The following is a 15,188-nucleotide window of genomic DNA, read 5'->3' as shown; positions in this document are numbered from 1 at the left end:
CACGATGAACAGCATGACCACCAGCCCTCGCACGATCGTCGTCACCGGCGCCAGCTCCGGAATCGGCGCCGTCGCCGCCACCCACTTCGCCCAGCAGGGGGAGACCGTCGTGGTGGTGGGGCGCGATCCGGAGCGCACCCGCGCCGTCGCCCGCCGGATCGGGGCCGAATACCACCTCGCCGACTTCACCCGGTTCGACGACGTGCGCGCCCTGGCCGCCGTGCTCACCGAGAGGCACGAGCGGATCGACGTGCTGCTGAACAATGCGGGCGGCCTCATCTCGAAGCGCCTCCGAACGGTCGACGGCCACGAGGCCACCATCCAGAGCAACCTGCTCTCGCACTACCTGATCACGCGCCTGCTCCTGCCGTCGGTGCAGAGGGCCGCTGAGGAGAACGCGCCCGGGCACGGCCGCGTCATCACCACCTCCAGCGTGGCGAACCGGGTCGGCCGGCTCGACGTCGACGACCTCGACTTCGAGCACCACCGCTGGCTCGGCGGCTGGCGCGCCTACGGCACGGCGAAGCTCGCGGTGATCCTGTTCACGCGCGAGCTGGCCCGCCGAACCGCGGCATCCGGCGCCGGTGCCGGCACCGGCTCCGGTGCGATCGGGCACTCAGGTGACCCGGCCGTGGAGGCCTACTCGGTGCATCCGGGTGCCGTGAACACGAGTTTCGGCGCGAGCTCGCCGCTCATCCGGCTCGGCAACGCCCTCACCGGTAGCCGCTGGGGTGTGAGCGCCGAGGTCGGCGCCGCCCCGCTGATCGCTCTCTCCTCAGCCTCACCGGTGCCGGCGCCCAGCGGCACCTACTTCGACCGCATGCGCGCCGACGGGCGCACCGCCCCGCAGGCCGGCGACCTCGCGCTTCAGCGCCGTCTCTGGGAGCGCTGTGCCGAGCTCACCGGCCTCCCTGTCGACCTGCCCTAGCTACAGGGCTTGAGGGCGAGCACGTCGGCGGAGAGCGAATTGGGCCCGCCGATGAGGGTGAGCTTCTTGACGCCTTGCTGGTGGAGGGCGTCGAGGGTGACCTGTGGGATGCAGTCGGGTCGGCTGACGTACAGCGGGGCGCCGAGGTGTCCGGCCCAGGCTGAGCCGGAGAGGGCATCCGGGAAGGTGCTGCCGGTCACCAGGAACGCTTCGGCGGAGCTGGTGTAGGCGTCGAGGTTGATGGCGACGGACGCCTCGTAGCGGTCGGCGCCGTCGAGTCGTTCCACGGTCCCGTACGCGCTGAGGGCGTTCTGAATGCCGGCGCTGACTGAAGCCGGTCCACCCGCGATCAGGATCCGATCCGGTGCCAGAGTGCTCAGTGCCGTCTTCGTCGCCGCGTCGAGCGTGTCGGACCGGCCGTCCACCAGCAGCACGGGACCACCCTGGAAACCGGCCGCGCCGCTCGCACCGAGGGCGTCGGGGAAGTTCAGCCCGGTGGCGATGTAGACCACATCCGTATCAGCGCCGAACACGTCGGTCGCCAGATTGCGCGACACGGCGAACCGGTCGGCACCCTCCACCCTGGTCGTGTTCTTCTTCAGTGCGGTGAGCGCCGAGAACACCGCCGGTGACACCGAGTTCGGCCCGCCGACGACCACGATCTTCGACGGATTCAGTCGCTGGATCTCGGCCTTCACGGACGCGGGAAGAGCGCCTTTCGGCGTCATGAGCAGAGGGCCGCCCTGCGTAACTGCAGCGGCGCCGGCCGAGAGGGCATCGGGATAGTTCTCTCCGGTTGCGATGTACACCGTCGGAGCCCCTCCGGGGAAGGCTTTTTGGGAGACTGCGACGGCCACTGCGTACCGGTCGGCCCCGGACACGCGCGTGGTCTTCGGATACTTCTGGAGCGGCACGGTCACCTCGATGCGGACCGGCGGCTCGTTGGCCTTGACCGCGACCGGCGTCGCGTTCTTCAGCTCGGTGCCGTTGACATACCACCGGCTGACATGCGCGGCGGTGTCATCAGGCAGGACCTGAAACTTGTAGTTGCCTGTTGCGAGTCCGGTGAAGGCGAAGGTGCCATCGGCATCAGGGCGCACGGTCTGGCCCGTCATCACTAGGCGCACCTTGGTGAGATCGACCGGCCCCGGACCCTCGAAGGTCACTGTGCCGACGATTCCGGAGGTGCGATCGAGGATGGCATCCGTCGTCACGGACTTCCCTCGCAAGACGACTACGTCCTGAATGGTCTTCCGCACGAACGTCGAGCCGGGTGCGTCGAACCTGAGGGTGTATGTGCCCGCCGGGACGCTCTTCACTGCGTAGTTCCCTGCGGAGTCGGTAGTCACCGTGACGACCGGATCGCTCGGGTTGGGACCTGACCTGGTTACGGTCACACCGGCGATGGGCTGTCCATCGCCGAACGAGGTCACTGTGCCGCTTATGGTCGCCGCTGGAATGAGCTGGGCGTCATATCCCGTCGCCTGCTCTCCGGGCGACAGCTCGATGTACTTCGAGCCTGTTTCCGTGGCGTGGCCCTTCCACCACTGAGGGAGATAGTTCTCGGAGGGATCCGAGAACGACAGCCTGCCGGCCCACTCGTACTGGAGCCCGGTGAGACTCCACGTGCCGTCGGCCCGGGTGGTCGTGCTCTTTCCATTTCGGGTCACTATGACCCCGCTCAGTCCCTTGTCAGCATCCGTCGACGACGTGACCCGACCTGAGATCGATGCGGGAGGGAGCATCTGGATCGTAAGGTCGGTGACGACCTGAGCCGCAACCAGCGTGAGCGGCAGCTCGACCGGGTCCAGCGACTGATGAGAGGCGTTGGCGCCGAGGGAGTAGTCGCCCGCGGGGAGCGATGCGAGCGCGAACGTGCCACCCTGACCCGACTCGAGGTGCTGGTCGAATCGTCCTCCCGTGCCCGGATACTCGAACCAGAGGAGAGCGCCGACGACGGGGGCGCCCGATGGCAACACGACGGTGCCCGACACGCTCGCGCCCGGCATGAGCACAAGATCGACGCTATCGGTGTCGGCGCTCAGGTCGATGCCGGTGATGTAGGCCGGTGCGCGGTCGTCGCCCGCCGCGGGCACCGCCACGATCATGTAGGCGCCGGCGTGCAGACCGTCGAAGCTGTACGAACCGTCGGTGCTCGTGGTGGCGGTCGCTTCCGGGAAGTCCGTGTCGGCGAACCACAACGGGTCCGACCTGTAGGGGTACGCCTGGACGGTGACGTCCACCGCGGGCGTTCCATCGGCTGCGTCCGTCGTCACCGTTCCGGTCACGTGGACGGTCTCGGCGGCTGTGGCTGTGCCTTGTGCGGTGAGTGTGCTGCCGATGACGAGGGCCAGGCCCACGAGTGTGGCGAGCGCTCGTCTCAGAACCGGGGGTGTTCGGGGGTTGTTCGAGACCATGGCTGGTTCCTAGCTGCAGGGTTTGAGGGCGAGCACGTCGGCGGAGAGCGAGTTGGGCCCGCCGATGAGGATGAGCTTCTTGACGCCTTGCTTGTGGAGGGCGTCGAGGGTGACCTGCGGGACGCAGTCGGGTCGGCTGACGTAGAGCGGGGCGCCGAGGTGGCCGGCCCAGGCCGAGCCGGAGAGAGCATCCGGAAAGGTGCTGCCGGTGACGAGGAATGCTTCGTCGGAGCTGGTGTAGGCGTTGAGGTTGATGGCGACGGAGGCTTCGTAGCGGTCTGCGCCGCCGAGGCGTTGCACGGGGCCGTAGGCCTTCAGGGCGTTCTCGATGCCGGTGCTGACGGATGCGGGTCCGCCGGCGATGACGATCTTGCCGGGATCGAGGGTGTCCAGTGCCGTTTTGGTGGCGGCATCGAGGGTTCCGGCTTGGCCGTTGACCAGGAGGACGGGGCCGCCCTGGAATCCGGCGGCGCCGCTGGCGCCGAGTGCATCGGGGAAGTTCAGGCCGGTCGCGATGTAGACGACGTCGGCTCCGCCGTCACCGAAGACGTCCAGGGCGAGTTCCCGCGACACCGCGAAACGGTCCGCGCCGTCGACCCGAGTGGTCTTGGACTGCAGCTTCTTCAGCGCGTCGAACACGGCGGGGGAGACGGAGTTCGGGCCGCCGACCACCACGATGTTCGCCGGCTTCAGACGCTGGATCTCTGCCTTCACCTCGGCGGGAAGGGTGTTCTTTGGGGTCATCAGCAGGGGGCCGCCCTGCGTGACCGCGGCCGCGCCGGCCGACAGCGCATCCGGATAGGTCTCACCCGTCGCGACATAGACCGTGGGAGCGCCGCCCGGGAACGTCTTCTTCGACACGGACACCGCGACCGCGTACCGGTCGGCGCCGGACACCCGGGTCGTCTTCGGATACACCTGCAGCGGCACCACGACGTCCGCGCGTGTCGGAGGCTCGTTCGCCTTCACGACCACGGGGGTGGCGTTGCTCGGGTCGGTGCCGTTGACGTACCAGCGACTGACATACGTGGTCTGGTCGTCCGGGATCACCTCGAACTTGTAGGTGCCGCCGGCCAGGCCGGTGAACGTGAAGTTGCCCTGGGCATCGGGCCTCACGGTCTGCCCCGTCATCCGCAGGCGGACCGCGGTGAGGTCGACGGGGCCGTCTCCCTCGAAGGTGACCTTGCCGACAATCGCGGAAGCACGATCCAGAACCGCATCCGTCGTCACGGACTTGCCACGCAGGACGACTACGCCTGCCACGGAGGTTCCCAGAAAGCCGGAACCCGACTTGTAGAAGTTGACGGAGTACGTACCGGCCGGCACGCCCCTCACCGAATAGTTGCCTGCGGCGTCCGAGATCACCCTGCTACCGGCGATCGCAGAGTCCGGCCCGGTGACCGATACGGACACCCCGGCGATGCCGATCCCGTCTCCGAACGAGGTCACCTTGCCGGAGACGGTCCCAGCGGGAACGAGTCGGGCGTCATAGCCGGTCGCCTGTTCGCCCGGATCAAGCCTGATCCCATTAGCAGCCGATTCCGTCGAGGCTCCCTTCCACCACTGTGGGAGGTATGCCTGCGTGGGATCCGAGAACGCCAGTGTGCCGCTGCCGAAAGGCTGCCGCTGGTCGCCCGTCAGAATCCAGGATCCGTCCGTCGCCGTGGTCGTGCTCACTCCGTCGCGGGTGACCACGATTCCCCCGATTCCCTGGTCGGCATCGATCGACGACGTGACGCGGCCTGAGATCGTCGCATGGGCGAGCAGCTGAACCGAGAAGCCCGCCTTGGCCTCCGATGGCGCCAGAGTCACCGGCACCCACACGGGGTCGAAGTCGTCGGAAGTCCCAGTCAACGTGAAATCACCGGCCGGAAGCTGGGCAAGCTGGAACGCACCTTCCGAGTCGGTCGTGGTCTCCTGGGACACTGTGCTACCGGTGCCGTGGAGGGCCACGTACACTTCCGCGCCGGGAACAGGCGAGGCCGATGGGGAGAGGACCGTACCGGACAAAGTGGCCCCCACAACCTGAGTCAGGTCGAGGTCCGTATCGGACGTCACCGGAAAATCCTCGACGATCGCCGGAGCGCGGCCGTCTCCCGCAGCGGGTCGGGTGATGATCGTAAAGCGTCCCGGAGCGTAGAGGTCCAGCGAGTAGGAACCGTCCGGGGCTGTCCTCGTGTCGGCGATCAAGCCCAGGTCTTCCGGGCCCAGGATTTCGTAGGCTTGAACGATGACGCCCACGGCCGGAGCGCCATCAGCACTGTCCAGCGTCACCGTTCCCGAGAGCTGCGCAGGGCCGGAAGCCATGGCTGCGCCTTGTGCTGTGAGTGTGCTGCCGATGACGAGGGCCAGGCCCACGAGTGTGGCGAGCGCTCGTCTCAGAACCGGGGGTGTTCGGGGGTTGTTCGAGACCATGGCTGGTTCCTAGCTGCAGGGTTTGAGGGCGAGCACGTCGGCGGAGAGCGAGTTGGGCCCGCCGATGAGGATGAGCTTCTTGACGCCTTGCTTGTGGAGGGCGTCGAGGGTGACCTGCGGGACGCAGTCGGGTCGGCTGACGTAGAGCGGGGCGCCGAGGTGGCCGGCCCAGGCCGAGCCGGAGAGAGCATCCGGAAAGGTGCTGCCGGTGACGAGGAATGCTTCGTCGGAGCTGGTGTAGGCGTTGAGGTTGATGGCGACGGAGGCTTCGTAGCGGTCTGCGCCGCCGAGGCGTTGCACGGGGCCGTAGGCCTTCAGGGCGTTCTCGATGCCGGTGCTGACGGATGCGGGTCCGCCGGCGATGACGATCTTGCCGGGATCGAGGGTGTCCAGTGCCGTTTTGGTGGCGGCATCGAGGGTTCCGGCTTGGCCGTTGACCAGGAGGACGGGGCCGCCCTGGAATCCGGCGGCGCCGCTGGCGCCGAGTGCATCGGGGAAGTTCAGGCCGGTCGCGATGTAGACGACGTCGGCTCCGCCGTCACCGAAGACGTCCAGGGCGAGTTCCCGCGACACCGCGAAACGGTCTGCGCCGTCGACCCGGGTGGTCTTGGACTGCAGCTTCTTCAGTGCGTCGAACACGGCGGGGGAGACGGAGTTCGGGCCGCCGACCACCACGATGTTCGCCGGCTTCAGACGCTGGATCTCGGCTTTCACCTCGGCGGGAAGGGTGTTCTTTGGGGTCATCAGCAGGGGGCCGCCCTGCGTGACCGCGGCGGCGCCGGCCGATAGCGCATCCGGGTAGGTCTCACCCGTCGCGACATAGACCGTGGGGGCGCCGTTCGGGAACGTCTTCTTCGACACGGACACCGCGACGGCGTACCGGTCGGCGCCGGACACCCGAGTGGTCTTCGGATACACCTGCAGCGGCACGACGACGTCCGCGCGTGTCGGAGGCTCGTTCGCCTTCACGACCACGGGGGTGGCGTTGCTCGGGTCGGTGCCGTTGACGTACCAGCGGCTGACGTACGTGGTCTGGTCGTCCGGGATCACCTCGAACTTGTAGGTGCCGCCGGCCAGGCCGGTGAACGTGAAGTTGCCCTGGGCGTCGGGCCTCACGGTCTGCCCCGTCATCCGCAGGCGGACCGCGGTGAGGTCGACGGGGCCGTCTCCCTCGAAGGTGACCTTGCCGACGATCGCGGAAGCGCGATCCAGAACCGCATCCGTCGTCACGGACTTGCCACGCAGCACCACGACATTCGGCACCCTCTTCGGCACGAACGTCGAACCGGGGGCGCTGAACCAGACGGAGTAGGTGCCGGCGGTGATGCCCTTGACGGAGTACCGGCCGGCGGAGTCGGTGTACACGACAGGGCTGCTCGAACCGGAATTGGGCACCCCCACGGTTACGGCCACGCCGGACATCGGAAGCCCATCGCCGAACGAGGTCACAGTGCCGGTGACCGTCGCCGCCGGGACGAGAGCGGCATCGTATCCCGTGGCCTGCTGGCCGGCGGTGAGGCGGATGTCCTTCGCCAAGCGCTCATCGGACTGATTTTTCCACCACTGAGGCAGGTAGGTCTGGGTGGGGTCGGAGAACGCCAGCGATGCCGTAGTCGGGTACTGGTCGTCGGTTAGAGTCCACGTGCCGTCGGCCGCCGTGGTGGTGCTCACCCCGTTGCGCGTGACGACGATCCCTTCCAGGCCCTGTTCGAGGTCAGTCGAGGAGGTGACGCGGCCCGAGATCGAGGCGTAGGGGAGCACCTGCACCGTGAGATCGGAGACCACCTGCGACGCGGCGAGCGAGAGCGGCACCGTCACCGGATCGAAGGCGGTGCTGTTCGTGACGAGGGAGTAGTCGCCGGGAGGCAGCGATCCGAAGGCGAAGGCGCCGTCTGCTCCGGTCGTGGCGAACTGATCGAACCGCCCTCCGGTGCCGGGGTACTGCAACCACTGGACGGCGCCGGAGACCGGCTCGGACGCCGGCGACACGACGGTACCCGACACCGCAGCACCCGGGACGAGCACGAAGTCGAGACCGTCGGTGTCGGTGTTCACGACGACGTCGGTGATCAGTCCGGGTGCGCTGTCGTCACCCGAGGCGGGAACGGCCACGAGCATGTAAGCACCGGGCGTCAGGGCGTCGAAGCTGTAGCTTCCGTCGGCATCGGTGGTGGTGTCGGCCGCCGGATAGTCCGCCTCGGCGATCCAGAGCGGATCCGAACTGTACGTGTAGGCCTGGACCACGATTCCGGCAGCGGGCGTGCCATCGGCCGTGTCCAGGGTCACCGTTCCGGTCGCCTGCACGGTCTCCCCGGCCATCGCCGCGCTCTGCCCGGACACGATCGCGCCCGCCACCAGGGCGAACCCCATCAGTGCCGCGAGTACCCGCCTCGGTGCCTTAGATCCCGCCGTAGTCGATCGTGTCATCCTCTGTCCCCCGTCTGTCCCCGTCTCGACACTAGTAGACGGCGGTGGCCGTACTCAACGGAAGTAGGAATCACGGAATCGGGGGTCGCCTGGCGGGCGGCGGGCGGCGCCGGGCCGGGCACGCCGGTGGGCCGGGCAAGTAGTCTGGTCGCGTGCCTCACACGCTTGCAGAATTCACCAGCGCCGTCGAAGGACTGTGGCCCACGGAGTTCGCCGAAGGATGGGATGCTCCGGGGCTGTTGAGCGGGGCGCCGGACGACGAGGTCTCCCGCGTTCTGCTGGCCGTCGACGCCGTGGCCGAGACGGTCGGTCAGGCCGTCGCGACGGGGGCCGACGTGCTGCTCGTGCACCATCCGCTGCTGATGCGCGGCGTCACCACCGTGGCCGAGACGGGCTACAAGGGAGCGCTGCTCGCGAAGCTGATCCGATCCCGGTGCGCGCTCATCGCTGCGCACACGAACGCCGACATCGTCGACGACGGAACCTCCTCGGTGATCGCCGGCCGGCTGGGACTGATCGAACAGCGGCCGATCGTCGCCGGCGCGCGGTCCGGAACGGGCCTCGGCCGGGTAGGGCGCCTGCCCGAGCCCACCACGCTCGGACGCCTGGCGCTCGCCCTCGGCGAGATCCTGCCCGCCACGGCCACCGGCATCCGCGCGGCGGGGGAGTTCGAGCAGGAGGTGTCGACGGTCGCCCTGTGCGGTGGGGCCGGGGACTCGCTGCTCGGGGAGGCCGCCGTGCGGGCATCCGATGTCTACATCACCTCGGATCTTCGACACCATCCGGCGTCGGAATCCCGCGAGCAGTCGCTGCTGGGCGGCGGCCCCGCGCTGATCGACGTGTCACACTGGGCGAGTGAGTGGCTCTGGCTCGACACCGCGGCCCGGCAGCTCGCCGAACGGCTGCCCGAGGTGGAGTTCGTGGTGAGCGAGTTGCGAACCGATCCCTGGGATTTCACCGTCACGCAGTGACCACCCGCGCCGACCACCGCCAGCGCCCCTGGCGCCCGCACACCCGCACCGAACACGAAGGAACCAGATGAAGGCTCCGGCCCTCGAACAGAAGAAGCTGCTCGACCTTCAGGCGGCCGACAACCGCATCGCGCAGCTGCAGCACTCCCTGCGCACCCTGCCGCAGGAGGCTCGGCTGGCCGAACTGCAGCGCGACTCGATCGCCGCCCGGCAGGAGTTCGGCGGGGTGTCGGGCGAACTCGAAGACGCCAAGGCCGAGATCGGCCGGGTCGAGGGCGACATCCAGACCGTGGCCGCGCGCGAGAAGCGCGACCAGGAGCGGCTGCAGGCCTCCTCCTCGTCGAAGGACATCCAGGGTCTCGAGCACGAGCTCGAATCGCTCCGGGTGCGCCGCTCGAACCTCGAGGACATCGAGCTCGGCGTGATGGAGCGGATGGAGGAGATCGAGGCGCGTCTGGCCGCGATCACCGCGCGCCGCGATGACATCGCCACCGAGGAGCGCCTGCTGGTGGCCCAGCGTGACGAGCAGAAGGGACGCATCGCCACGCAGCTCACCGTGGCCGAGTCGGAGCGATCCGCCATCGCCGGCGGCATCCAGGCCGACCTGGTGGAGCTCTACGAGCGCATCCGCGGCCGGTACGGCGTGGGTGCTGCCCTGCTCCAGCACGGCGTGTCCAAGGGCAGCAACGTGGCGCTCACCGGCACCGACCTGGCGGCCATCCGTGCCGCCGACCCCGACGAGGTGCTGATCGACCCCGAGGGCACCTGCATCCTGGTGCGCACCGACGAATCGGGTCTGTGAGCAGGTCTGCGAGCCGGCCGGCGTGAGGTGAATGGGCCGGCGATACGCCGGGTTCTGTGGGGGAGCGAGCTCCCTGACGGCCATCTATCTAGGAGTTGCGTCACCGCAACCCTCAAGCGGTCTACCCGGATGCTGAGCGAGCAGCGTTAGCGCATCCTGTCTGACCTTGCTCCGGGCGAGGTTTACCGAGCCGACCGCGTCACCGCGGCCTCTGGTGGTCTCTTACACCACCGTTTCACCCTTACCCCGGGCCTTGCGGCCCGTGGCGGTCTACTTTCTGTGGCACTATCTCGCGGGTTGCCCCGGGTGGGTGTTACCCACCGCCCTGCTCTGTGGAGCCCGGACGTTCCTCGGCACCGCAGTCGAGGCCTGAGCCCCGGATGCGGCGACGCGACCGTCTGCCGGCCCATTCACTCCGGCCAGCTTACGGCACGGCTACTCGAGGAAGGTCGTCCGCATCGTCGACAGGCAGGCCGCCCCGAGGATGCCCGCGTTGTTGCGCAGGGTGGCCGGCACGATCTCCGTCTGCAGGTCCAGCAGCGGGATGAACTCCTCGAAGCTCTTCGAGACACCGCCGCCCACGATGAACAGGTCGGGCGAGAACAGCATCTCGAGCTGGTCGTAGTACTTCTGCAGACGGTGCGCCCACTTCTTCCAGCTGAGGTCTTCCCTTTCCTTCGCCGCGTACGAGGCCTTCGTCTCGTAGTCGACGCCGCCGATCTCGAGGTGCCCGAGCTCGGCGTTCGGGATGAGCACGCCGTCGTAGATGATCGCCGTGCCGATGCCGGTGCCGAGCGTGGTCATCAGCACCAGGCCCTGACGGCCCACGGCCGCGCCGTAGCGCACCTCGCCGAAACCCGCCGCATCGGCGTCGTTGACGAACGTGATGTCACGGCCGAGGGTCTTCTCGAACAGCTTCTCGGCCTCGAAGCCGATCCACTTCTTTGAGACGTTCGCCGCCGACATGGTGACGCCCCGGCGCACGACGGCCGGGAAGCAGATGCCCACCGACGCGGAGGCCGGGATCTCGCCGAGCGAGTTGACCAGATCGAGCACCGTCTGGGCGATCGCATCCGGCTCACCGCCCTCGGGCGTGGCGATCTTCTTGCGCTCGGTGAGCAGCTCGCCGGTGCCCACATCCACGATCGCACCCTTGATGCCGGTACCGCCGATGTCGATGCCCACCGCCACGGTGCCCGGCTCCTTGGGCTGCTCGTGCGTGTCGGCGCCGGTCACGTCTTTGCCCTCGGTGACAGCCTCGGGCGCGGCGTCAGCGGTCATCGCGCGCGTCTTCCTCGGCCCACTTCGCGCTGTTGGCGCGCAGCTTCTCGAGCGCGTGCTCGGCCTCCTCGTGCGTGGGGAAGGGCCCGACACGATCGGCGGAATTCGTGACGTACCCCTTCTCGACCTCGCCGGTCTTCGTGTTGTACCAGAACTGCGTCGAGGGGTCTTCGCTCATGTCAATCGTTCCTTCGTGATTCGTAGCTGTGCTGTCAGCATTCGTAGCTGTGCCGGCAGGGGGAGCGCCGCTGTCATTCGTAGCTGTGTTCGGGGCCAGGATAGCGGGCATCGGCGACGTCGCCACGGAACCGGGTCACCGCATCCGTCAGCACACCGCGCAGGTCGGCGTACTGCTTCACGAATTTGGGGATGCGGCCGGTGGAGAAACCGGCGAAGTCGGTCCAGACCAGGAGCTGGCCGTCGACGTGGGGCCCGGCGCCGACACCGATGGTGGGGATGCGCAGGGCCTCGGTGACCCGCTGGGCCGCTTTGGCGGGAACCATCTCGAGCACCACGGCGAAGGCGCCGGCCTCCTCGATGGCCAGCGCGTCGGCCAGCAGCTGCTCCTCGCCCTCGCCTCGGCCCTGGATGATGTGGCCGCCGAGGCCGTGCTCGCTCTGCGGGGTGAAGCCGATGTGGGCCATCACGGGGATGCCGGCGTCGACGATGCGGCGGATCTTGTCGGCGCTGCGCACGCCGCCCTCGAGCTTCACGGCGTGGGCGCGGGATTCCTTCATGAAGCGCACGGCGGTGTGCAGCGCCTCCTCGGCGCTGTTCTCGTAGGATCCGAACGGCATGTCGGCCACGACGAAGGCGCGCGACACGGCGCCCGCCACGCCGCGGGCCAGGGGGATCAGCTCGTCGACGGTGACGGGAACGGTGGTGTCGTAGCCGAGCACGTTGTTGCCGGCCGAGTCGCCCACGAGCAGGAAGTCGATGCCCGCCTCGTCGAAGATCTGCGCCGAGAGCATGTCGTAGCTGGTGAGGCCGGTGATCTTGACCCCGGTGTCTTTCGCGTTCTGGAAGTGACGGGTGCGAACCCGCTTGATGACCGGTTTGTCCGACGGCGTCGTCTGCTCTGGCATGCGGCCAGTCTAGTTCCGGTGCTCCGCCCCGAGGGATGCTCGGGGCCGGGCTCCCCGGAGTTGAACCGGGGATGCGTTAGGTTGGCTACCACGTAACCCGAATGCGTGAATCGTGACCCGAAGTCGAAAGGGAGACGTGGGCCGTCGAATAATTGCGCAGTTCGCGTTGGGTGCCGCCGTCGCCGCCGTTCTGGTGGCCGGACCGGTATCCGGCGCAGGCGCCGCTACGAGCACAGAGCGATCCTGCGATCCCGGACTCCCCTCCGCCGCGGTGTGCGCCACCTTGACCGTTCCGGAGAACCGGGCGAATCCGTCCAGCCGGGCGATCGAGCTGCCGTACGTGGTGATTCCCGCGTCGACCCAGCCGGCGACGGGCACGCCGATCGTCACCATGGCGGGTGGGCCCGGCCAGACGTCGACCGATGCAGCGCTCGCTCTGGCGGCTGACCCGCGGATCGGCGGAACCCGCGACATCGTGGTGCTTGGGCAGCGCGGTGGCGTCGATTCCAGCAACTCCCTGGACTGCCCTGCGGCCTCCTCGGCGTACGTCAACACCTTCACGACCGATGACACGCCGTCCGAGGAGATGGCCGACGTCGGGCTCGCGCTGAAGGACTGCCTGACGGAGTTCTCGACGGCGGGCGGCGACACCACGGCCTACACGAAGGCGGATGCCGCGGGCGACGTGATCGACCTGCGCCAGGTTCTGGCCTATCCCACCTGGACGCTCTACGGCGACTCCTGGTCGACCAAGGTGATGCAGCTCGTCGCCTCGCGGGACTCCGGCGGCGTGGATGCCGTGGTGCTGAACGCGTTCAGCCCGGTGGACCGTGACATCAAGGGCGATGCCTACCTCGCCCTCAGCGACACGCTCACCGCCCTGTCGGCGCGCTCCGACGGGGAGTATCCCGATCTGAACGCGGATCTCGCGGCCGCCGCGGCCCTGTTCAGCGACGAGCCGGTCAACGGGCTGATGACCAACCCGATCACCGGAAAGCAGCGCTACTACTCGCTGACCGGGTCGGATGTCGTCACGATCGTGCAGCAGGCGCTGTACGACCCGGCTACCGCCGCCGCTGTGCCGTACCTGCTGTCGCGCCTGGCGGACGGCGACACCGGCGCACTGAACCCCTTCATCCCGATCGCCCTGCAGCACGTCGCCGACACGAGCCTCGGGCTGTACTGGCTGGAGACCTGCCGCGACGAGCAGCCGTTCTGGTCGGCCGACCCCACGGTGCCGGCGGCCGAGGGCTCGGAGAGCACGGATCCGGTGCCGCTCCCGGTTCTCACCTACCTGACGGCGGCCGATGCGATCTGCGGATCGCTCGGTCTGCCGCCGTCGCCCACCGAGAACCGGGCCACCGCGCCGGCGCCGCAGCCGACGCTGATCTTCGCCTCCGACAGCGACCCGCTGATCTCGGTCGGTGCGGCGCAGTCGGGGCAGGCGGCGTTCCCCTCGAACCAGTTGGTGATCGTCGGGGCGAACGGCCGCGCGGGCGCCACGGCAGATGTCTGCGCGATGGATCAGCTGGCCACCTGGCTGGCCGCGCCCGGAGCGGCGGTGCAGACGACGTGCACCGATGGCGCTGCGGCGTACCCGCTGGTGAGCGCCGACTCGGTGCACCCGACGTCGCGCTTCGCCTCGGTGGTGACCGCGGTCGATCAGAAGAACGCGTTCGAGCTGACCGTGCCGCTGATCTTCGGCGTATTCGTGGCCCTGTGGCTGATCGGCTGGATCATCGCGGTGCTCGTACAGACGCTCCGCCGCGAGCCCTTCGGCTTGCTGCTGGCCAGCGGTATCGCGCCGGTCACCGGCGCCGTCTTCCTCGGCGCGGTCTGGATCGTGATCGCCACGACGCTCAGTGCGTACCCCGGCTTCACGCTCGTCGGCGTGCCGACGATCTTGCCGTGGCTCGGCATCCTGCTCGGAGTCGGCTTCTTCGGCCTGATCCCGGTGTGGCGTCTGGGCGGTCGTGGATCGGCTGCTCTGGCGGCCGCCGCCACGCTCGTCTGGCTCGCGATGATCGTCTGGTTCGTCTGGATCGTCGTTCTCCCGAGCTGAGCCGGCCACCCGAACGCCCTCGCGCGTCGGCGCCGTCAGTTCCGCGCCCTCGCGCGTGGGCGCGCCCAGCTTCGTGCGATGGCGCGCCCCTCTTGCGCCCTCGCGGCTTACCGTGACCGCCCGTGAGCATCGGCACAGCATTGCTCGCGTTCTCGAGCGAATCTGCTGGATTCAGGATGCTCCGTCGTGAATCCGGGAGATCGGTGCTGCTCTACCTGAGTGCAGTACGCCGCCTTCATCGGGTTTCGCTGTGCGCGACCTGCGGGCCCGAGCCCTGGCTGTCCGGTGGAGCGAGCATCGCCCCTCAGTCACCGGCGGACCCTTCGACGGCAGGTTCGTGTGGTCAGAACGGTGGTGGATCGTAGTCGGGACCGCTCGGTGGCGCGCTGGAGGGCGTGCTGAAGATGTCGACCGGTGGTCGTGGAGGTGGAGGTGCCGCCGGAGGTGGTGCTGGTGGAGTCGTGGGTGTTCGTCCGGTGGGGGTGGTGGTGTAGGTGGTGCCGCCGGGGCTTGTCCAGTGGAGGGTGCGGTTGCCGGTGGGGTCGGGTTGAACTCGCCATCCGGTGGAGTGTTTCAGGTGGTGGTGTTTGGGGCAGAGGTGGGCGAGGTTGTCGGGGGTGGTGGATCCGCCGTGGGCCCAGTCCACTGTGTGGTCGAGTTCGCAGGCGGTCGCGCGGCGTCGGCAGCCCGGGAACCGGCAGGTCTGGTCGTCGATGGTGAGGACGGTGCGCAGTTCTGCGGTGGGCCGGTAGCGGCGGCGGGTCACGGTGCAGATCTGCCCGGTGTCGGGGGCGGTGAGT

Annotated in this window: 11 protein-coding genes and 1 other RNA gene; 4 read left to right on the top strand and 8 right to left on the bottom strand. The window is 68.5% G+C overall.

Annotated elements, in window-relative coordinates:
- The first annotated feature begins 13 nt into the window (after positions 1-13).
- Positions 14-928, top strand: coding sequence for an SDR family NAD(P)-dependent oxidoreductase (locus tag Q0D75_RS09925; RefSeq protein ID WP_291052593.1), 915 nt, complete (start codon positions 14-16; stop codon positions 926-928).
- On the opposite strand, the gene Q0D75_RS09920 is transcribed toward Q0D75_RS09925, so the two are convergent.
- From Q0D75_RS09920 to Q0D75_RS09910, 3 genes are read right to left on the bottom strand one after another with little or no spacing between them, the layout of a single operon-like run.
- On the bottom strand, positions 925-3,345 hold the full coding sequence (locus tag Q0D75_RS09920) for a cell wall-binding repeat-containing protein (RefSeq protein ID WP_291052591.1): 2,421 nt from the start codon (positions 3,343-3,345) through the stop codon (positions 925-927). The genes Q0D75_RS09925 and Q0D75_RS09920 overlap by 4 nt on opposite strands.
- A gap of 9 nt (positions 3,346-3,354) precedes the next feature.
- Positions 3,355-5,760 carry a cell wall-binding repeat-containing protein gene (locus tag Q0D75_RS09915; RefSeq protein ID WP_291052588.1) on the bottom strand — a complete coding sequence of 802 codons (2,406 nt, stop codon included), beginning with the start codon at positions 5,758-5,760 and terminating at the stop codon, positions 3,355-3,357.
- A gap of 9 nt (positions 5,761-5,769) precedes the next feature.
- The gene (locus Q0D75_RS09910) at positions 5,770-8,130 is read right to left on the bottom strand and encodes a cell wall-binding repeat-containing protein (protein WP_291052584.1); all 2,361 of its coding nucleotides are present in this window, start codon (positions 8,128-8,130) and stop codon (positions 5,770-5,772) included.
- 209 nt (positions 8,131-8,339) lie between these two features.
- Between Q0D75_RS09910 and Q0D75_RS09905 the strand changes: the two genes are divergently transcribed.
- Both Q0D75_RS09905 and Q0D75_RS09900 read left to right on the top strand, forming a co-directional pair.
- The gene (locus Q0D75_RS09905) at positions 8,340-9,158 is read left to right on the top strand and encodes a Nif3-like dinuclear metal center hexameric protein (RefSeq protein ID WP_291052582.1); all 819 of its coding nucleotides are present in this window, start codon (positions 8,340-8,342) and stop codon (positions 9,156-9,158) included.
- Positions 9,159-9,225: 67 nt separating this feature from the next.
- Positions 9,226-9,960, top strand: coding sequence for a hypothetical protein (locus Q0D75_RS09900; RefSeq protein WP_291052580.1), 735 nt, complete (start codon positions 9,226-9,228; stop codon positions 9,958-9,960).
- 27 nt (positions 9,961-9,987) lie between these two features.
- On the opposite strand, the gene rnpB is transcribed toward Q0D75_RS09900, so the two are convergent.
- The 4 genes from rnpB to panB all read right to left on the bottom strand — a co-directional run bounded on the left by rnpB (position 9,988) and on the right by panB (position 12,326).
- Positions 9,988-10,370: RNase P RNA component class A (gene rnpB / locus Q0D75_RS09895), an RNA gene on the bottom strand.
- Between the two features lie 25 nt (positions 10,371-10,395).
- Positions 10,396-11,241, bottom strand: a complete 846-nt coding sequence (gene ppgK, locus Q0D75_RS09890; protein ID WP_291052578.1) for a polyphosphate--glucose phosphotransferase — start codon at positions 11,239-11,241, stop codon at positions 10,396-10,398.
- A complete protein-coding gene (locus Q0D75_RS09885; protein WP_291052575.1) occupies positions 11,231-11,419 on the bottom strand; it encodes an SPOR domain-containing protein in 189 nt (62 codons plus the stop codon). The genes ppgK and Q0D75_RS09885 overlap by 11 nt, the downstream gene beginning before the upstream one ends.
- A gap of 73 nt (positions 11,420-11,492) precedes the next feature.
- Positions 11,493-12,326, bottom strand: a complete 834-nt coding sequence (gene panB, locus Q0D75_RS09880; RefSeq protein WP_291052572.1) for a 3-methyl-2-oxobutanoate hydroxymethyltransferase — start codon at positions 12,324-12,326, stop codon at positions 11,493-11,495.
- A gap of 112 nt (positions 12,327-12,438) precedes the next feature.
- On the opposite strand from panB, the gene Q0D75_RS09875 reads away from it, so the two are divergent.
- Entirely contained in the window at positions 12,439-14,388 is a 1,950-nt protein-coding gene (locus Q0D75_RS09875; protein ID WP_291052570.1) for a hypothetical protein, read from the top strand.
- A 343-nt stretch (positions 14,389-14,731) separates the two neighbouring features.
- Here the strand turns inward: Q0D75_RS09875 and Q0D75_RS09870 are convergent.
- Positions 14,732-15,188, bottom strand: a 457-nt coding sequence (locus Q0D75_RS09870) for an HNH endonuclease signature motif containing protein (protein WP_291052566.1), incomplete at its 5' end; no start/stop codon positions are given.

It is taken from the genome of Herbiconiux sp. (genome assembly GCF_023264855.1).
In the GTDB taxonomy this organism is placed as follows: Bacteria; Actinomycetota; Actinomycetes; order Actinomycetales; family Microbacteriaceae; genus Herbiconiux.
This window is presented reverse-complemented; position numbering and strand designations above follow the sequence as displayed.